Annotated in this window: 20 protein-coding genes; 11 read left to right on the forward strand and 9 right to left on the reverse strand. The window is 49.4% G+C overall.

Annotated features, from left to right (window positions below; genetic code table 11):
* Window positions 1-85: 85 nt before the first annotated feature.
* On the forward strand, window positions 86-967 hold the full coding sequence (locus tag CKW00_RS00550) for an NAD(P)-dependent oxidoreductase (protein ID WP_095820895.1): 882 nt from the start codon (window positions 86-88) through the stop codon (window positions 965-967).
* Between the two features lie 59 nt (window positions 968-1026).
* Here CKW00_RS00550 and CKW00_RS00555 read toward each other — a convergent pair whose 3' ends face one another.
* Together CKW00_RS00555 and CKW00_RS00560 are read right to left on the reverse strand one after the other, a co-directional pair.
* The gene (locus CKW00_RS00555; RefSeq protein WP_095820896.1) at window positions 1027-1548 is read right to left on the reverse strand and encodes a GNAT family N-acetyltransferase; all 522 of its coding nucleotides are present in this window, start codon (window positions 1546-1548) and stop codon (window positions 1027-1029) included.
* Window positions 1549-1867: 319 nt separating this feature from the next.
* On the reverse strand, window positions 1868-3358 hold the full coding sequence (locus CKW00_RS00560; RefSeq protein ID WP_095820897.1) for a Mur ligase family protein: 1491 nt from the start codon (window positions 3356-3358) through the stop codon (window positions 1868-1870).
* Between the two features lie 123 nt (window positions 3359-3481).
* Here CKW00_RS00560 and CKW00_RS00565 point away from each other — a divergent pair, with 123 nt between their 5' ends.
* From CKW00_RS00565 to CKW00_RS00600, 8 genes are all read left to right on the forward strand, one after another.
* Window positions 3482-4378: an AEC family transporter gene (locus CKW00_RS00565; RefSeq protein ID WP_095820898.1), complete on the forward strand. Its 897-nt coding sequence runs from the start codon at window positions 3482-3484 to the stop codon at window positions 4376-4378.
* A 65-nt stretch (window positions 4379-4443) separates the two neighbouring features.
* Window positions 4444-5295, forward strand: a complete 852-nt coding sequence (locus CKW00_RS00570; RefSeq protein WP_095820899.1) for a DUF1206 domain-containing protein — start codon at window positions 4444-4446, stop codon at window positions 5293-5295.
* Window positions 5292-6182, forward strand: coding sequence for a diacylglycerol/lipid kinase family protein (locus CKW00_RS00575; RefSeq protein WP_095820900.1), 891 nt, complete (start codon window positions 5292-5294; stop codon window positions 6180-6182). The genes CKW00_RS00570 and CKW00_RS00575 overlap by 4 nt, the downstream gene beginning before the upstream one ends.
* Before the next feature lie 98 nt (window positions 6183-6280).
* Window positions 6281-7561 (forward strand): threonine ammonia-lyase IlvA, encoded by a 1281-nt coding sequence (gene ilvA / locus CKW00_RS00580; RefSeq protein WP_233129683.1) that lies wholly within the window; start codon window positions 6281-6283, stop codon window positions 7559-7561.
* Between the two features lie 128 nt (window positions 7562-7689).
* Window positions 7690-8259, forward strand: a complete 570-nt coding sequence (locus CKW00_RS00585; RefSeq protein WP_095820901.1) for a GNAT family N-acetyltransferase — start codon at window positions 7690-7692, stop codon at window positions 8257-8259.
* A gap of 52 nt (window positions 8260-8311) precedes the next feature.
* On the forward strand, window positions 8312-8974 hold the full coding sequence (locus CKW00_RS00590) for a reverse transcriptase-like protein (RefSeq protein ID WP_095820902.1): 663 nt from the start codon (window positions 8312-8314) through the stop codon (window positions 8972-8974).
* Between the two features lie 136 nt (window positions 8975-9110).
* Window positions 9111-9812, forward strand: coding sequence for a CBS domain-containing protein (locus CKW00_RS00595; protein ID WP_095820903.1), 702 nt, complete (start codon window positions 9111-9113; stop codon window positions 9810-9812).
* Window positions 9813-9968: 156 nt separating this feature from the next.
* Window positions 9969-11540 carry an L-lactate permease gene (locus CKW00_RS00600; RefSeq protein WP_095820904.1) on the forward strand — a complete coding sequence of 524 codons (1572 nt, stop codon included), beginning with the start codon at window positions 9969-9971 and terminating at the stop codon, window positions 11538-11540.
* A 112-nt stretch (window positions 11541-11652) separates the two neighbouring features.
* On the opposite strand, the gene CKW00_RS00605 is transcribed toward CKW00_RS00600, so the two are convergent.
* Window positions 11653-12129 carry a glutathione peroxidase gene (locus CKW00_RS00605; RefSeq protein WP_180962549.1) on the reverse strand — a complete coding sequence of 159 codons (477 nt, stop codon included), beginning with the start codon at window positions 12127-12129 and terminating at the stop codon, window positions 11653-11655.
* Window positions 12130-12234: 105 nt separating this feature from the next.
* Window positions 12235-13278 (reverse strand): C45 family autoproteolytic acyltransferase/hydolase, encoded by a 1044-nt coding sequence (locus CKW00_RS00610; RefSeq protein WP_095820906.1) that lies wholly within the window; start codon window positions 13276-13278, stop codon window positions 12235-12237.
* A 215-nt stretch (window positions 13279-13493) separates the two neighbouring features.
* Between CKW00_RS00610 and CKW00_RS00615 the strand changes: the two genes are divergently transcribed.
* Both CKW00_RS00615 and CKW00_RS00620 read left to right on the forward strand, forming a co-directional pair.
* Window positions 13494-13931, forward strand: coding sequence for a universal stress protein (locus tag CKW00_RS00615; protein ID WP_076572178.1), 438 nt, complete (start codon window positions 13494-13496; stop codon window positions 13929-13931).
* Between the two features lie 142 nt (window positions 13932-14073).
* Complete coding sequence (locus CKW00_RS00620; RefSeq protein WP_095821048.1) at window positions 14074-14985, forward strand: aldo/keto reductase; 912 nt, start codon at window positions 14074-14076, stop codon at window positions 14983-14985.
* Window positions 14986-15048: 63 nt separating this feature from the next.
* Here CKW00_RS00620 and CKW00_RS00625 read toward each other — a convergent pair whose 3' ends face one another.
* The 5 genes from CKW00_RS00625 to CKW00_RS00645 form a co-directional block, all read right to left on the reverse strand.
* The gene (locus CKW00_RS00625) at window positions 15049-15720 is read right to left on the reverse strand and encodes a GOLPH3/VPS74 family protein (protein ID WP_095820907.1); all 672 of its coding nucleotides are present in this window, start codon (window positions 15718-15720) and stop codon (window positions 15049-15051) included.
* 103 nt (window positions 15721-15823) lie between these two features.
* Window positions 15824-16048 carry a hypothetical protein gene (locus tag CKW00_RS00630; RefSeq protein ID WP_095820908.1) on the reverse strand — a complete coding sequence of 75 codons (225 nt, stop codon included), beginning with the start codon at window positions 16046-16048 and terminating at the stop codon, window positions 15824-15826.
* A gap of 25 nt (window positions 16049-16073) precedes the next feature.
* Window positions 16074-17336: a peptidase T gene (gene pepT / locus CKW00_RS00635; RefSeq protein WP_095820909.1), complete on the reverse strand. Its 1263-nt coding sequence runs from the start codon at window positions 17334-17336 to the stop codon at window positions 16074-16076.
* A gap of 21 nt (window positions 17337-17357) precedes the next feature.
* Window positions 17358-18035 carry a dethiobiotin synthase gene (bioD, locus tag CKW00_RS00640; protein ID WP_158221253.1) on the reverse strand — a complete coding sequence of 226 codons (678 nt, stop codon included), beginning with the start codon at window positions 18033-18035 and terminating at the stop codon, window positions 17358-17360.
* A gap of 90 nt (window positions 18036-18125) precedes the next feature.
* Window positions 18126-19226, reverse strand: a complete 1101-nt coding sequence (locus CKW00_RS00645; protein ID WP_095820911.1) for an oxidoreductase — start codon at window positions 19224-19226, stop codon at window positions 18126-18128.
* Window positions 19227-19418: the final 192 nt, after the last annotated feature.

Raw genomic sequence — 19418 nt, forward strand, 5'->3', positions numbered from 1 at the left:
TTTTTACATAAAAGTAAAGCCGTTGAGTCCTGTTTGGAAAACGGTTACAATATTCTGTAAGTTATGAGGAAAGAAGGGAATATATTTGAAAAAAATAGGATTCGTCGGCACCGGGGTCATGGGGCGGCATATGGTCAGAAATCTTATGAAACACGGATACGCGGTATCTCTTTACACGAGAACGAAGTGGAAAGCAAAAGAACTTATCGAGGAAGGCGCGGAATGGAAAGAGACGATATCGGAACTTGCCGGGGAGGCAGACGTTGTCATCACCATCGTCGGATTTCCGGAAGATGTGGAGGAAGTATATTTTAAGGAGGACGGCATTCTTGGTAATGCTTCCGGCGGGACGGTTTTCATCGACATGACTACGTCTTCCCCGGAGCTTGCGGTAAAGATTTCCGAAGCCGCACATGAAAACGGACAGGCGGCGCTGGATGCTCCGGTTTCCGGGAGTGATGTATTTGCGGAAGCGGGCAAACTGACGATTATGGCAGGAGGCGATCCCTCTTCTTTCGAAAAAGTACGCCCGGTATTGGAGGCGATGGGGGAGAATGTCGTGCTGCAGGGGCCGCCGGGTGCGGGACAGCATACGAAGATGAGTAACCAGATTGCCATCGCGTCGACGATGATGGGCGTAGTCGAAGCCATTACATACGCGGAGAAAGCCGGTCTGGATCCCGCCGTCGTCATGAGCAGCATCGAACACGGGGCAGCGGGAAGTTTTTCTTTATCAAAACTGGGCAAAAAAATGATCGAAAATGATTTTGAACCGGGGTTCTATGTAAAACATTTCGTTAAAGATATGGGAATCGCGCTTGCATCTGCGGAAAGGATGGAACTTCCGGTCCCGGGATTGCGTCTTGCGAAAGAAATGTACGAAGGACTCAAGGAGAACGGTGGGGAAAGTGAGGGGACACAGGCCCTGTACAAATACTACAAATGGAAAGCGGAAGGTAACGTATAGTGAAACAAAAGAGCGGACGTACGGGCATACAGCCCCGCATCGTCCACTCTTTTCGGATTTTATTCGGAAACCCGGTTTTCATAAGAGTGTTTAAGAATCGCCATCATGTAGGCATCACGGTATTCTCCGTTGATGAAATAGTGTTCTTTCATTTCTCCCTCGATTTCAAAGCCGATTTTCTTATAAATATGCACAGCTTTTTCGTTCTCCGTCGCTACGATAAGATGGACTTTATGAAGGTTGAGGGTCCGGAAAGCGTAATCCACCATCATCTTCGTAACTTCCCCCGCATGACCGTTCCCCTGATGCACGGGGTCGATCATAATACCGAATTCGGTATTCCGGTGCACCGGTTCAATATCATACAGTCCGGTCAGTCCGATGCTCGTTTCATCTTTACAGATGACGAAAAGGCGGTGCTTGCCGGGCTCTTTTCTCTCTTCAAAACCGGTAGTGATCCGGTCTTTCGGGAAGTGTGCTTCCGTAAACCAGAAATCCATAATCTCTTTTTTATTATATAGTTTGTGCATGAAAGGCACGTCGTCTTTCTCGAGTGGCCGCAGCCAGATATGGTCTTCCATATGTATCCCCTCCTCGTTCTATCGTAGCAGACCTTTTCGTAATCCGAAACGTATAAGCTTCGAAACGTGAGTAAATGGGAGGAAATATGAACAAAAATGTTTCAAGACACAGGAGATAAGGAAAGGTATACGTAACATAACAAAGCAAGGAGTGAAAAACATGCTTCGAACTATTTTAATGATCATCGGTCTCATCGTAGTCATCAGCTTTATCCTTAGTATGCTATAATACAATAATTATATTTACTAATAAGGGCCCGGCCTTCTGTGAAAGCAGAAGACCTGGCCTTTTTCCTGTTTTACAATAAAGATATGCGATTCAGCTCAAGGATTTCAGGTCCGCGCAGGAAGCGGAAAAATGATTGCTTATTTCTTCGATGTCGTCGTGAGGAATCAGAGTACCTTTGTAGTGCTGCGGCTCGTTGATGCCCGTAAGCAGAATAGTATCTCCCGGGGAAGACTGTTCGATACAGGCGGCAATAGCTTCTTTACGGCTCATCGCCGTCGTCACTCTGTCTTTTGAAACACCCGGGGGAAGTGCTTCCTGCATCGCACGGATGACCAGCGACGGTTCCACGTACCCGACCTGTTCCGCTCCGAGTACCACAGAATCGACGGCGGGGCTGAGAGTTTCCGCCATTTTTTTGACTTTATCGATTCCGCGGAGCCCGATTCCGTTCACCATCGCAATCAGTTTACCGTCCGCAAGCGTACGCGCGGCACTGAGAGATTTCTCCAGGGCAGCCGGGGTGTGGGCAAAATCCAGGATGAAGCGGCGTTCACACACCGTAAGAAGCTGGAACCTGTTCCGAAGCGGCGGGAGTTTCGCTGCTTCCTCAACGATGGCCCGGACCGGAATCCCTTTGTCATACAGAACCGCAAAAGCGCTCAATAAATTGTATATATTATGCTCCCCGATAAAAGGGGTGTACACGTCAAAACGTTCCCCGTCGGCGTGCAGCACGAACCTTGATCCGTTCTCGTCGTAAGTGATCCGTTCTCCGTAGAAATCCGCCGCGGCATCGAGAAGACTGAACGTCCGTACCGGCTTCCCGAAATCTTTCAAAGGCCGGAAGACAGGGGAGTCCAGAGAGAAAACGAGAGTACGGGCGGCCTCGGCAAGCTTCATTTTCGAGTTTAAGTAATGTTCGATCGTCTCATGATAATCCATATGGTCCCTGCTGAAATTCGTAAATACTCCCGTGTCCACCGGGATGAATTTCGTCCTTTCCTGATCCAGGGCGATGGACGTGGCCTCGTATACCATGGTCTGATAGGATTCGCTGTGGAAGTGGCTGATGATGCGGGCGAGTTCCGGGGCTTCGGGTGTCGTCGGCGTCGTTTTATTGTAATCCATAGGCTGCAGGTCACTGGTCATTACACCTTCCGTACCGACAGACCCTGTCTTGAAGCCGAATCTGTTCAAAAGGGTGGAAATCATATAGGTTACTGTCGTCTTCCCGTTCGTCCCCGTCACTCCGAAGAACTCCATTTCGTCGAAGGCGCTGTTATAGACGGTCCGGAGAAGGAGGGTGATCACGGGGGAGAGGTCGGATACGATGATGAACGTAACGCCGGGGTGGCTCTCCCTCTCCACGAGAAGAGACGGGTCCGTACCGATGACGCAGATCGCTCCGTTGGCGACAGCTTCGTCCACATAATCCAGGCCGCTGCGCTTGCCGGATTTGCAGAAGAAGACGCCGTGTTCGTTCGGAACCGCGGAGTGAAGCGTGAACTGGCGGACCGGGAGAGTGAGAGGTCCGTAAGAATTTATGTAATAGGAATGTAGAAGTTCTGTGAGGTTGATCATAAGGGATGCCCTTTCTGTCTCGAAGAGTTAATAACTTTTAAGTACCCGTAAGGCCGGGCATTGAAACGGGGAAATGTGGTATGTTGAAAGAAGATATAATGATTTTGGAAAGGGAAGGATAGTATGGGAGTGTTTGTGGAAGTGGTCCTGCCCGTCATCGCAGTATTTCTGGCAGGATATATCATTCAGAAAGCGGGTCGTCTGGATATACGCTCCGTTTCGACAGTAGGCATGTATATTATGCTTCCCTGTCTTGTATTCGAAACGTTTTATACGGCAGGCCTGAACCGGGACTACATTATGATGCTGGTGTTCGCCCTGCTTCTGTTATTCATTATGCTGATCATAAATAAAATCTATGCCTGGATAAAAGGGTACAGTACATCGACAGAAAGTGCGCTCATCCTCTCTACGGCTTTCATGAATTCCGGGAATTACGGGTCGCCGATCATCCTTTTTGCATTCGGGGAAGAGGGATTCATTTATGCAGTCTCCCTGATGGTACTGCACTCGATCATTATGAATTTCTTCGGCGTTTACTACGCAGCAAAGGGGCGGGCCGGCCTGAAAATGGCAGGGCTGTCTGTGTTGAAAATGCCCCCTACCTACGCCGTGCTGCTCGCGTTAGTGATGAAGTTCGGCGGGGTCTCTGTCGGAGGAAGCGTGATGGGGGCGATAGAACTTGTCGCTGCAGCCACCGTTCCGACGATTATGATCGTGCTCGGCATGCAGCTGGCCGAAATAAGCGTTACCTCCCTGGACTGGAAGAAGGTGTCGTACGCCTCTGTCCTTCGGCTTGTAGCATCCCCGGTGATAGCGTTCGCTCTGGTGGCGATTCTTCCCATGAGTAAACTGATGGCCAGCGTACTGATCGTACAGGCAGCTATGCCGTCAGCGGCCACCACCACTATCTATGCCGTTCAGTTCGACGCAAAACCGGAGCTGGTTTCCGGAATTACACTCGTGACTACGCTGCTCAGTGTCATAACGATTCCTGCTCTCCTGATGTTTTACGTATAAGTTTCTGTTTTGAAAAAAAAGGGAAACTTCCATGCAGTATCTATAAACGAAAAGAGGGGAAACGTATGGGGAAGTCCATCCATTCGGATGAGCAGGTCAGAGAAGAGATAAAGCCCTTGATAAGAAGATCTGCCAGAATAGGTTATATGGCAAAAGGATGTGTCTATTTCATAGTGGGGGTCCTCGCTCTGCTTGCGGCTGCAGGTTTCGGCGGGAAAGCGACGGGAACGCCCGGTATGTTCCAGTCATTGGCTCGTATACCGCTTGGCAACATACTCGTCTGGCTGATGGGCCTCGGACTTTTCATGTACATAGGATGGGTACTCATAAAATCGTTTCTCGATCCCAAAGGTGAAGGGAGAGGAGCAGGCGGCCTGATCAAACGGTTCGCCTACTTCATCAACGCAGGCATTTATACGGGACTGGCAGTGCAGGCTATCGGTATCGCGGTCAATGCCATCTCGGGCGGAGGCGGCTCGGGGAATACGCTGTCTGCAAAGCTGCTGCAGCAGCCTTTCGGAGCCTGGATTCTTGGCGGAATAGGGGCCGGTGTTATCGGCTATGGTATTTATGAAATCACAAGCGGTCTGACACAACGGTTCATGAAAGCGTTCCTGATCGGGGATATGGACTATCATGAGAGGAAAATAGCCAAAAATACGGGAACTGCAGGGCTCGTCTCCCGTGGTACCGTCCTTGGACTGATCGGTTTCTTCTTTATAAGGACCGCTCTGAGTCACGATCCGGGGCAGGCCAAAGGGCTGGACGGGGCGCTTTCGGAAATCGCCTCCCAGCCGTTCGGACGCTGGATTCTCGGTTTTGTTTCGGCAGGTCTCATCCTGTACGGTATTTATCAAATAACCCGGGGCAGATATGAACATATGCAGTTCGGGAAGAAAGAGAGGGAAAAATCATGACGAAAGCAATGTTGATCATCAATCCTTCTTCCGGTCAGGAAAAAGGGCTGAAGTTTGAAGAGGAAGCAACAGCTGCACTGAAAAAGCAACACGAAGAAGTTACCGTGAAATATACGGAAGGGGCGGGGGATGCCACCCGGTTTGCGGAGGAAGCGTCTTTCGGGAAATATGACGCCCTCGTCTCCATGGGAGGTGACGGTACAATCAACGAGAGTATCAACGGTCTGGCGGAGAAAGATCACAAGCCCGTGTTCGGGTTCGTGCCGCTCGGAACTGTCAACGATTTCGCGAGAGCTCTCGGCATTCCGATGGATGAGAAGAAAGCTATCGGTATTCTGGAAACAGCCAATTCCCGGTCCGTCGATATCGGCAAAATTGCCGGCGAACGTTATTTCATGAACGTCCTGGCCGTCGGTGCTATCGCCGAGGCTGTGTATCAGGTGTCGCCGGAACAAAAATCCAAATTCGGGCCCCTCGCCTATTTGATCGAAGGAGCTCGTGCTCTTAAGGACGAGACTCCTTTCGACCTGTCGATTGATTACGACGGAAAAAAATGGGAAGGTAAGGCTTATCTAGTCCTCACAGCTCTGACGAATTCCGTCGGAGGAATCGAATCTTTCGCACGACACGCGGATGTAAACGACGGAGCGTTCCACGTATTCATTCTGAAAGAGTTTTCCCTGCCGAAAGTGGTTCAGCTCATCCCCGATCTGTTCAAGGGAGAACTTAAGAGTAATGAACAGGTGGAATACTTCACCGCCACCGACATGAAAGTCGATACATCGCTCGACCTCGTCGTAAATATAGATGGGGACGAAGGGGTGGAACTGCCGTTTGAAGCACGCCTGCTTCATAACGAACTGAACGTTTACGTGCCGGAGGAATAGCCCGAACCTGTGTAAGAAAAATAAGAATTTAAGCTGTCACAGCTCTTTTCCTATGTTAAAATAGTGCTTAAAATTCGGTTTCAGAAAAGGATGGGGCTATGAGCGTAAATAAAAGCGAGGGTCAAGTTATGGATAAATTGGTGACGGGAGAAGATATTCGCAAAGCTGCCAAAACTGTGGAAGAAGCAGCGATACGTTCTCCATTACTTAAAGATGAAGTGCTTTCCGCCCGCTATGACTGCAACGTCTACTTGAAAAGAGAAGATCTGCAGCCGGTGCGGTCGTTTAAAATACGCGGGGCATATAACCACATCAAAAACCTGGGTGATGATGCCCGTGAAAAAGGTGTAGTGTGTGCCAGTGCCGGCAACCATGCTCAAGGGGTTGCACTTTCCTGCCAGAAGCTCGGCATCAGAGGGAAAGTGTTCATGCCGACGACTACGCCGAAACAGAAGATTTCCCAGGTTTCTTTCTTCGGGGATAAATGGGTGGACATCGTTATAACCGGCGACTCTTTCGACGATGCATATAAAGAAGCCCATAAAGCGTGCGAAGAAGAAGGGATGACATTTGTGCACCCTTTCGATGACAAGCGGACTATTGCAGGCCAGGGAACCGTCGGGAAAGAAATCATAGAGGACATGGACGAGCCGATCTCCCACGTGTTCATGAGTGTAGGCGGAGGCGGTCTTTCCGCCGGAGTCGGCACGTACGTGAAAGAGAATTCCCCCGGAACGAAAATCATCGGTGTGGAGCCGGAAGGGGCGCCTTCCATGAAGACGTCTCTCGACAGCGGGAAGGTAGAAACGCTCGATTGGATCGATAAATTTGTCGACGGGGCTTCTGTGGCCCGGGTCGGTGAACTCACTTTCCAGATTGCCCGGCAGGTTATGGAAGATGTCGTATGCGTTCCGGAAGGGAAGGTATGTACGACCATTCTGAACCTTTATAACGAAAACGCGATTATCGCGGAACCTGCAGGCGCTCTTTCGGTAACGGCTCTCGATTTCTACCGGGAAGAGATTAAAGGGAAAACGATTGTGTGCGTCATCAGCGGAGGGAACAACGATATTTCCAGAATGCAGGAAATGAAAGAACGTTCCCTCATCTACGAAGGACTGAAGCACTACTTTATCGTAAACTTCCCGCAGCGGACCGGTTCCCTCAAAGAATTCGTGTTTAACGTACTCGGTGACACAGAGGACATCACCCGGTTTGAATACACGAAAAAGAACAACCGTGAAAAAGGACCGGTTCTTGTCGGTATTGAACTGAAGCAGTGCGAAGACTACCACGGACTTATCCGGCGTATGGAAGAAAATGGATTCACGTATACGGAGCTGAACAAAAATCAGGAACTGTTCAATCTTTTAGTGTGACAAAGCCAAACGGAGAAAGACTTTCTCTTTTCACCAGAGAAAGTCTTTTTTGCGTAAAAGCCTCATCTTTGTGATAATGGAAACGACAAAGACAAAAGAGATGTTTTTGACAGACGGAGGGGCAAGTAATGATTGAAATTAAAGGTGAGAAGACTATTCTGCGTGAACCTTACAAAGAAGATATAGATGTGCTCTATTACTGGCAGTTTGAAGAGGAGGAACAGGCCTCAAGAGACTGGAACGGTCCGTACATTCCCGAACAGCACGCAACGAAAGAGGAATTCTACGAAAGTTGGGAACAGCAGTATTATATTATGGAAGGCGTGCCGAGCTCCCTCGTTATTGAAATAGACGACACAGTTGTCGGAGCTGTCGGTTCGTACTGGGTCGATCCGAATACGGACTGGCTGGAAACGGGAATCGTCATTTATGATAAACACTACTGGAATGGCGGGTACGGTTCGGAAGCGTACCAGCACTGGATCGATTATCTGTTCGAAGCGACCGGACTGCACCGGCTCGGTTTAAGTACCTGGTCCGGGAATTCCCGTATGATCCACGTCGGGGAAAAAGTGGGCATGCTTGAAGAGGCCCGCGTCCGTGAGGCCCGGAAAGTGGACGGAGAATTCTTTGATGCGGTGAAAATGGGTATTATGCGCAGCGAATGGCAGAAGACCAGAGGTAAAAGTCCTTCCTGAAGGCCTTGTCTCTGGCCTTTTTTATATCGGGAAAGAAAAAGGGGGATTGCATATGCAGGTGACTATAAGCTACTTGTATAAAGTGCCGAAGGGGCCGGTCATCACCTGTTTTACGGAGGAGATGAGTATTGAGACGGCCCTTGAGCTGGAAGCGGATCTTCAGAAAGTGGGTCGTGTCCGTGAAATAGTCTTTCAGAATAGCAACGGGGAAAGATTTTTGCGTAAGGAACTTAAGGCATTTATTGAGACGATACAAACCGAGCCGCACGATGTTCACGTCTATTTTGACGGTGGGTATGAAACGGAAGACGGACGGGCGGGGCTCGGCTGTGCGATATATTACGAAAAAAGCGGGGAGATGTACCGCGTCCGGAAAAACGCCCTCGTGGACGAGCTGACTTCAAGCAATGAGGCTGAGTATGCAGCGCTGCACCTGGCCGTCCAGGAACTGGTTATGCTCGGAATACGTTACCAGCCGATCCGCATAAAAGGGGACTCACGTCTTGTGATCAATCAGATGAAAGAAGAGTGGGCGTGTTACGATCCGGTTTTTCTGAGCTGGGCGGACCGTATTGACGCCAGGCTGGCAGAAAGCGGGCTGGAAGCGACCTACATCCATGTCCCCCGGAAGGAAAACTGCGAAGCCGATCGTCTCGCCACACAGGCACTCGAGGGCATCGAAATTGAAAGTCATATAATGATCGAGCAGCCATAAGCTCGGAGTATTTTTATGAAAAATGTGTTAAACATCCATTATTTCCCCGGAAATACTTTGTAACCGAAGGCCCGGTGGTGATATAGTGAAAACTGGATGCGAGTGAGAAGACCGGCATCCGGAGGGGGGAGAGAGGATGGGAAAGAACGCGGACACTTTTTTAAGTGCCTATAACCGGATCGATCAGCATCTGAATCGCTGGAAAGAAACAGAGGATTATATCCCTTTCGCTTCACTGGTCAATTACTTCAGTAAACGAAATGCGGTAGTCAAGCGGTTTCAAAACGATCTGCTGGAATTTGCCGAACTGCGCAATGCAATCGTACATAACAGAGTTATGCCCAATTATATTATTGCGGAACCGCATGAAAAAACGGTAGAGCATATTTTGAACATTGAAGCGGAACTTACCAGACCGAAACTAGTCATACCGGCTTTCAGCAGATATGTTCAGACTTTCCATCTGGACGATACTCTCGCTTCCCTTCTTGCAATCGTGAAGGAGAAGGAATTTTCCCAGTTTCCCGTATACGGAAACAACGGCTTCAAAGGACTTTTGACGCCGCGGGGGATTACTCAATGGTTATCCTCCCATATTAACGAGGAGCATCTGAATCTGAACGGAACGACGATCGGGGAAGTGCTGGCTGTAGAAGTCCGTAAAGATCACTACAAATTCATAAGCCGTAAAACGACCGTGCACCAGGCTGTGGATATGATGAAAGGGAACCCTTCGAGCAGTTTCCGGCCGGAAGCGATTCTCATTACCGAGAACGGCACTCCGGATGAGAAACTTCTCGGTATCATCACCCCGCATCACATTATCGGGGAATCGTAAACAGGGAAGAGGTGTTCTTTCATGCAGCCTCTCTCCTGTTTTTTCGATTTTATTTTGACAGCGGTTACATATCGCGCGTGTTCCTTCAGGGATGGGTAACATAAAAGTTGAGCAATATACCAAAATACGTCAGCTACAAAGAAAGGAGGGGCTTTTATGCTTCTATTAACTGCTTCGGCAGCAGTCATACTTCCGTTTTTATTTTTGGTGGTATTTCGTATGGCTGCAAAAAAAGGAATGGCATACAGTGCGGTACTTGTGCTTCTGCTCGCCTATACCATATGGGGGATGAACGGAAAAGTGATTGCTGCCTCGGTACTCGAAGGAGGTCATAAAGCTTTAACCATTCTGTTCATTCTCTTCGGAGCAATTGTACTTTTGAATACTTTGCGGAGGACGGGGGCGGTCGACCGTATCAATCAGGGATTCCGCAATATTTCACCTGACATGAGAGTGCAGGCGGTCATCGTGGCGTTTCTGTTCGGTTCCCTGCTAGAGGGAGCGGCAGGGTTCGGTACGCCGGCAGCGGTTACCGGGCCTTTACTTGTGGCTCTCGGGTTCAATCCTCTTGCAGCTGCCACACTCGCTCTTGTGGCGGACAGTGCAGCCGTACCGTTCGGAGCCGTCGGAACGCCGCTGCAGGTGGGTCTCAGCAACCTGCCCGGTGCGGACGGAACGTTATATAATGAAGTGGCTGTAAGAATTACGCAGATCGATATGTTCACCGGATCTTTTGTGCCTCTGGTTCTCGTTGTGCTGCTTACGATGTTCTTCGGTAAGAACAGGAACTGGAAGGATGTGCTTGAGATAGCCCCCTGGGCTCTTGTCGTCGGTTTCGTTTATACGTCGTCCGCATTATTATACGCTACGCTGTTCGGTTTCGAGTTTGTAGCTATTCTTGCTGCTCTGACAGGTCTTCTGACCGCTTCGGTTACGGCCGGGAAAGGGTGGCTTCTACCGAAAAGAGTGTGGATGGATGCCAAGCAGGAGGGGACTGAAGAGAAGACTTCGGACGTCTCTCTCGTTGCTGCCTGGGCCCCGTACGTCCTCATCGTAGTGTTATTGTTACTGACGCGGATCGTGCCGGTCGTGAGAGATGCAGCGCAGACGTGGATCGATGCGACGTGGCCGGATATTCTGGGAGTGGAAGGGATTACGTCCGCCTGGGAGGTTCTCTATTCTCCGGGAAGCGTACTTGTGCTGGCTACTATAGCGTCCGTGTTCATTCAGAGGAAACCGTTCCGTCACTTTCTGGATGCTTCCCGGGAGTCGTTGTTCTCCATGAAAGATGCCGCTCTTGCTCTTTTTGCGACACTTGCACTCGTCCAGGTATTCTCCAATTCCGGCATGAATACGTCAGATCTTGTCAGTATGCCGCAGTACATTGCAGGTTTTCTGTCCGAAAACCTTGGATTCATGTGGCTGATTGTAGCACCGTTCCTTGGGGAAATCGGTTCCTTCATCACCGGAAGTGCAACGGTCTCCACCCTTACGTTTTCCCCGGTCCAGTTCAATATCGCCGAGCAGGCCGGCCTCGGCATGCGTACGGTACTGGCCCTGCAGCTTCTCGGAGCGGCAGCGGGTAACATGATCTGCGTACATAACGTAGTAGCTGCCGGAACCGTTGTCGGTCTTTCCGGGAAGGAAGGGGAAATCATCCGTAAGACAGCTATCCCTGCCCTGCTGTATGGACTGATGACGGGCGTCGTCGCTTACCTGCTCTTTTAACTGTTCCACACATCGGGCCAATAATCGAAAAGACACAACTGCACCGGGTAGACTTCGGTAGAGTTGTGTCTTTTTTTCTGGTGTTCATTCAGTTCTTTGGATTATAAGGCGATCAGGAAACGAGTTTCCGGATATCCTCTTCCGCTTTTTTCGGTGAAGTCTGAGGAGCATAGCGCTCTACGACATTCCCGTCCTGGTCGACGAGAAATTTAGTGAAGTTCCATTTGATTCCATCACCGAGCATGCCGCCGGACTGTTCTTTCAGGTGCCTGAAAAGTTCGTGCGTGTCATCTCCGTTCACTTTAATCTTCTCATGCATAGGAAACGTCACCCCGTAGTTGAGACGGCACTGTTCCGCTGCATCCTGTGCGGATCCCGGTTCCTGATTGGCGAACTGGTTGCTCGGAAACCCGAGAACGACGAACCCCTCGTCCTGGTATTTCTTATACAGTTCCTCCAGTTCATCAAACTGCCCGCGCAGACCGCATTTTGTGGCAGTGTTGACGATCATCAGCACTTTCCCTTTATAGGCATCCAGACTGTAGGTTTCCCCGTTCTCTTTCGTTACTGAAATATCATGTACGCTCATCATAAATCCTCCTTTTCCTTATATTTTACCGAAAAAGCGAGCTTATTAGTAATGATATGAATCGCTTTGTTTCTTGATGCTTGAATTCAAGATTTATACCAGCATTCATTGGTACTCCATGTTTACGAAGGGGTGGGGGGAATCGATATATCCTTTAACTTTTCTGGCTTTCGTATCTTCCCCGTTCAGCCAGTCTTCGAAGTTGAAAAGCATCGGCAGCCGGTCCGCTCCGTGGGTGAACCACGCCTGCTTTTTCTCCGGAAGATAGGCGGCTGTATGAATCGTGCCTGCCCAGGCCCCGTACTTGTAGGAAAAAACCTGTTCATCCGTATTGTTGAGAAGCTGATAGGAACTGTAGATATCCTCGGGCACGGCGTCTTCCATAGCCTGATAGCGGCCGAGTGAATCATCCATACGGTAGCGGTTTTCCTCTGTCAGTTTATGAAAGTGATTGGTGCTTATATTCCCTTCCCTCACTTTCACGTCACGTGCCGAAGCTTCTACGACGACGGAGCGGCCGGAAGAGTCGAGGAGCACATAGCTGAAAGCCCGGCGGTGCGGGATGTTCTTCAATAAATCGATCGCTTCTTCGATCGTCCGGCTGTTTTCAAGGATCATGCGTCCGATCATATTGCAGAGAAACCCGGTATCCGAACCGACACGGTTGATGAAGTTGTAGCCCATGGAAAGTCCGTGCTCGTTCATCCCGTCTGTCCGTCCCGTAATCTGCATGGAAGGTCCGATCGTCGCGTAACCTCCGTCCGTCGGCTGGTACAGCATATAACGGCCTTCATAAGCGACAGGGTCACTGTCATAGTTCCTGACAAGCACGTGCTCGTTCGTATAGATGGAGCAGCCGCTTTTACCGAATTCAAGATAGTAACCGCCGAAGTTCTGGATGGCTGTCTCCATCGAAAGATCCAGCGCATCGGCAAGCCCGCGAATTTCGTCCCATATGCCGAGGGAAAAGCGGTCGAACATACTTTTTATTTCGTCGAAATCTATAATAAAATGACGGGCTCTTTTCCCTTCCCACTGCTTATCCCGATTGGCGAGGATGGGAGAGTTCCGGAGCCATTCGCCCTGCCGGAAACCGAAATCGTAATGGGAACCTCTGAACTGGTATACGTCGCTGTAGACTTGTCTCACGATAGTACAATCCCCTTTGGTTAATAACGTAGAATTAAGTGTAAAGAAAAGAAAGAACTCCTGCAATTTATTTGTTTATCGGTTCAGCCCTGGCGGGGCAACGATTCGAAAAGTTTTGAAAACTGTTCACTAATAAACCGTTTACAACGTTTAGCCTTGCGCTTTAGTAGGAATATAGTACTGTAAGGAGAATTTTAAAATGGAGGAGATGCCACATGACCAAAAAGATCCTGATAGCTTATGACGGAAGTGAACTCAGTAGACACGCTGTCGAGGAAGCTAAAACCCAGGCCGTTAAGGCGGATCATCGTGAAATCCACTTACTTTCAGTCATAAATACGACGGGGCCCGCGACAAATGCCAAAATGGCCGAAGACATAGGTAAAGAGCTGGCCGAACGGTTTGAGAAAGAAATGGAAGCAATTAAAGTGGAACTCGAACAGGAGGAAGACACGTCAGTGGTGACCCAAATATCTTATGGAGAGGAAGAGGGAAACCCGGGCCAGAAGATTTGTGCGTATGCCAAAGAGCATGATGTGGATCTCGTTATTGTAGGAAGCCGCGGCCTTGGAGGAGTTAAGAAACTGCTTCTCGGCAGTGTAAGTAACAACGTAGTTCAAAAGTGCACGAAACCCGTGCTGGTCGTTAAATAACAGTGTGAGGTCCGTATATGAAAAAAGTCGCGAGAGGGGTTTTTTGAGCGCTGACTCAGAAACCCCTCCTTTGTATCATTGCAGATAGTTTCAGGGGAAACGCACGTTTTGAACATATGTACAATATAGGAGGCTAATGATGGTGAAAAGAATGAACCTCGGCACGAGCGACCTGAGTGTGCCGGAAATCGGACTCGGCTGCATGCGTATGGCCGGGATGACGAAAAATGATGCACGTGCAATGATAGATAAGTCGATGGACCTCGGTATCGATTTCTTCGATCATGCTGATATTTACGGGAAGGGTGAAGCCGAGAAAGCGTTCGCAAGTGCGATTGAACCATCCCTGCGCGAAAAGATGATTCTGCAATCGAAGTGCGGAATCCGCGATGGTTTCTTCGACTTTTCCAAGGAACATATCATATCTTCGGTGGAAGGAAGCCTTAAGCGTCTGAACACAGAATACTTGGATGTATTACTGTTGCACCGTCCCGATGCTCTTATGGAACCGGAGGAAGTGGCTGAAGCCTTCACTAAACTGGAGAACGACGGGAAAGTCCGTCATTTCGGTGTCAGTAACCACAATCCTATGCAGACAGAGCTGCTGCAGGAAACGGTTGATCAGGAGCTGATCGTCAACCAGGTGCAGTTGAGTCTTATGCAGACGGTAATGATCGATCACGGACTGAATGTGAATATGGAGAATAGTTCAGCAGTAAACCGGGACGGGGAAATCATCGAATACAGCCGTCTGAATAATATTTCACTTCAGGCATGGTCCCCTTTTCAGCATGGTATGATCGAAGGCGCCTTCGTTGGAAACAGTGATTTTCCGGAAATCAACGAAAAACTGCAGCAGGTAGCTTCCCGCTATGGCGTGACCGATTCGGCCATTGCCATCGCATGGATTCTGCGTCACCCTGCCGGCATCCAGCCGATTGTCGGTACGATGAACAAACAGCGTCTTGAAGATATTGCAAAAGCGTCGGAAGTGAAACTTACGAGGGAAGAGTGGTATGAACTTTATCGCGCTGCAGGTAACGATCTGCCATAATAGAAAAAGCAGGAATCCCGGGATGCTCCCGCAGGGTTCCTGCTTTTATTTTTCCGGAAAAAATCAGGAAGAACCGCCGGAAGAGATGGCTGCTGCTCCTGCTGCTGCATAAACAGCGGCATTTGTGGCGTCTACGGCCTCATTTACAGCTTTTCCGTAAGGATTGCGCTTCGTCCATGCTTTGATCTGCTTTTTCTTGGCGCGAGCTTCTTTCTTAGGGAAGACTTCCTTCACGAGATCGCAGGCATCAATAAGACTGAGCAGAATGAGCGTACGTTCGTCCGGGAGTTCGGTTTCTTCCAGGGCTTCCGTTACCCTCATGCGGATATCCTCTTCTTTTGTATTATCAAAAGAGGGGTAGGTTGTCCAAGTGAAAATACCGAGGAAGCTGTGACGACTCTCTTCAAGTATTCCCTTCTCCACAAGACGGGAAGACATGGTTTTTTGCCGCTTTCTCATCCGGTTTCCGAATTTCTCAACCCAGCTCTTGATTTTCCTTTCTTTTTTGGAATGTTTAATTTCCTGGAACACGTCGTTTAACAGAGGATCATCAACCGGGGCAGAATTTCTGACGGTGAGTTTCTTCCCTTCAGCTGCGACGCGTTCATGTAATGCAAGTTCGCTGATGAACGCACCGGCCAGCCCGAATTTCAGGGAAGAGGAAGCCCTCATGGTCACCGACCCTTTCCGGTCGTGTAAAGCGAGAAGCAGAAGTTCTTCTGCAATAGTCAGCATAACTATTCCTCCTTTAATTTACATACGGAGAAGTAGAAGGGAAAGTTCCAAAAAATAAAGCTGATGCCATCCTTCATCATTCAGGATGACACCAGCTTTTATATTAGTCCTGCTTATCGCGGTCTTTCCGATATTTCTTCTCACTCTGGGAATCTTTCATGAATTCTTTTTTCTTTCTGTTCCCTTTTTCATCAAGTTCGAGTGCTTCCATAGGAATATCGTCCGTTAATTCTTCTTCTTTGAATTTTTCGGCAAGGTCCGTACGTTCTTCTTCGTTTATCATTTTCCTGTTGTTATCAACGTTGTGGTCTTTATTTTTTTCACTCATCATGTCACCACCTTTAAGAAGATTCTTACCCTCTCAATTCCTTTTTCTTCCGGATGTTAAACTTATTTTCTGTGGCGAACAGGCGGGAGAGTTCGATGATCGTTTCGGTGGCTTTCTCCATGTTATCGAGTGAAATGTACTCGTATTTACCGTGGTAATTTTCGCCGCCGGTGAAAATGTTAGGCGTCGGGAGTCCCATGAAAGATAGCTGAGACCCGTCCGTCCCCCCGCGGACCGGGCGTATGAGCGGCCGGATGCCTTTGTTTATCATGGCCTGTTCCGCCGCGTCCACGATTTCGAATACGGGTTCAATCTTTTCGCGCATGTTGTAGTACTGATCTTCCATGTAAAGCAAAACGGCGGACTCGCCATACAGGCGGCGGAATTCTTCCACCGTTTTTTGCATGTAATTCTTTTTCGCTTCAAATTTTTCATTGTCGTGATCACGGATAATGTAGGAGAGGACGGCGTGTTCCACATCGCCTTCCATTCCGATCAGGTGGAAGAAACCTTCTTTCTCTTCCGTATATTCCGGTGCTTCGAAAGCGGGCAGCGATGACATGAACGTGGCTGCCATTTTTGAAGCATGGATCATTTTGTTTTTCGCCGATCCCGGGTGGACGTTGCGCCCCTGGAACTGAATAGTGGCAGAAGCTGCGTTGAAGCTTTCGTATTCAAGTTCCCCGAGTTCCCCGCCGTCTATCGTATAGGCGAAGTCGGCACCGAAGCGTTCGACGTCGAAGTGGTGAGGGCCCTTTCCTATTTCTTCATCGGGCGTAAAGGCGACCCGTATTTTTCCATGAGGGACTTCCGGGTTATGAAGCAAATAGTTCATCGCCGTCATGATCTCGGTCACCCCTGCCTTGTTGTCGGCTCCGAGCAGTGTGGTACCATCTGTCGTGACAAGCGTATGGCCGACGTATTTGTGCAGGGAAGGGAAATCCTCGGGGGAGAGGACGGTGTCGTCATTCAGACTCAGCTCCCCTCCGTCGTAGTTCTTCCACACTTTTGGAGAGACACCGCTCCCGGTGAAGTCCGTAGCTGTATCGATGTGCGCAAGAAGTCCGATGACAGGCAGATCTTTATCGGTATTTGAAGGAAGGGTGGCCATGACGTAGGCTTTCTCATCGATGGAAACCTCACTCATGCCGATACTTTCCAGCTCTTCCGCCAGTTTATTCGCAAGTTCCCACTGCTTGTCTGTGGAAGGTGTAGTTTCCGACGCTTCATCCGACTGTGTATCTATCTTTACGTAACTGATAAAGCGCTGCAGCAATTCTTCTTTCATAATCAGTTCTCTCCTTCGGGTTCAGTATTTGAGTGTTTCAAGAAAATCCGAATAGATGGTGCGGTACAGGGAAAGGTCCGGCTCTTCGGTTTCCGGAACTTTTCCGAGCACCGGAAGTCCGGTCGTTCGTTCAAGCATTTCAGGGTTATGGCGGATACCGATGGACGGAAATTCGGGGTAGCGGTTAAGCACGATTCCCCTGAGATCCACGTTCTTCCCGCGGGCGTAAGAAGCTGTTATCGTTGTCTGGTTAAGAGTCCCGACACCGGCATCCGTAATGAGAAGTCCCGGCAGCCCGAGGTCGTTCATCAGTTCAGGCGTCCCGTACTGTTCGTCAATCAACGGGACGGCGATTCCCCCGGAACCTTCCACGATGACGAGCTCATGCATTTTCTCCAGGTAGGAGAAGTCGCGAAGAATACGGTCTGGTTCGATGAGCGTATCTTCAAGGGAAGCGGCGAGATGGGGGGACACTTTCGCCTTGAACAGATATGTACACAATACATCCCCGAGTTCGGGTTCATAGACTTCCCGGTATCTGTCAGCGTCCGGGGAGGTTCCGGCCTCTGTCGCTCCGCACTGTACGGGTTTGTACGGAACAGCGTCGATCCCTTTCTCTCTAAGGGACGCTGTGAGCGCAGCGATGAATGAAGTTTTTCCTACATTTGAATGGGTTCCTGTTACGAATATACCTGGCATTGATCTCTTCCTTTCTACATTTAATCCTACCAGAAAAAACATACGGCAGAAAAAAGAAAACGACCCGCACCGGGGCCGTTTTCATGAAAATTATCCGTTGAAAATATTCTGGTTCAGCTCATGGTCTTTAATGTTCGCCTGCGGAAGCATGATTTCTTTGAAATCGAACTCTCTTAAATCTTCCCCTTTGTCTATCAGATTTGGAAGATCCGGGTTGGCGAGAGCTCCGGTTCCTATTGCAATAAGGTCCGCCTGTCCTTCTTTCAGAAGCTGAGCCGCTTTGACCGGATCGGTAAGTTTACCGTTGGCGATGACCGGCAGGCCGCTGAACAGTTTTGCTGCTTCAGCCAGCGTTTTCGTATCTTCTCCGAAAGAAGACGCTGCAGCATCGGGATCTGTAGTGTGAACATAGTCGAGAGGTGCATTTCCGAGAGCTTCGAAAATTGTGCGTGCCTCTTCTTCACCACCTGCCCACTTGTGTTCTCCGTCGGCTGCTTTCGCCTGCGAAATACGGATGCCTACAGGGTAGTCTTCACCGACTGCAGCACGGACTTCTTCAATCACTTCCAGAACGAATTTCACTCTGTTTTCGGCCGAGCCTCCGTATTCATCGTTACGAAGGTTAAAGTAATCCGTGAGGAACTGGTCGAGAAGATAACCGTTTGCTCCGTGCAGTTCCACACCGTCGAAGCCCGCCTCTTTAGCGCGAAGGGCACTGTGAACAAAGCTTTCCTTCACTTCTCTGAAATCGTGTTCATCCATAGCGCGCGGTACCGGGAAAGGGCCAGAACCGCCGTAAAAGCTGAGCTGATCTCCTTTAGGCTGCACGGCAGAAGGTGCGATGGATTCATCGGAGTATCTGTTAGCCTGCATTTGCGCTCCGGCATGCATTAACTGAGCAATAATAGCAGTACCTTCTTCATGGACGGCTTCCACAATCGGTTTCCAGCCGTCTGCATGGATATCTGTGGCCAGACCCGGCTGATGGCTGTACCCCTGACTGAAGCTTTGATCGGGATAGATCCCTTCCGTCACAATCGTGCCGAACCCGCCTTTGGCGAATCGGGTGTAGTAGTCTTTCATCGTATCATTCGGCTGTCCGTCCTCTTCTGCACTGACGCGTGTCATCGGTGCGACGACAAACCGGTTCTTAACGTTCTGGTTCAAAAAGTCATATTCTCTGAATAGCATATCGTTATTCACTCCTTAGGTGAAAGATTGGTGTCATCATACTTTAATGGCAATATCCGTTTTTCTCGATTTCAAAACATATAGGCCGCTACAGGCAGGAATGTACCATAGTTTATAAGAACGTAAGAGCAAACGCACGTAATCTGTTTGGCCGGAAAAAAAGGATGATCCGTTGGTCTGTGCTTACCCGGG

It is taken from the genome of Salimicrobium humidisoli (assembly GCF_002295105.1).
GTDB classification, from domain to species: domain Bacteria; phylum Bacillota; class Bacilli; order Bacillales; family Halobacillaceae; genus Salimicrobium; species Salimicrobium humidisoli.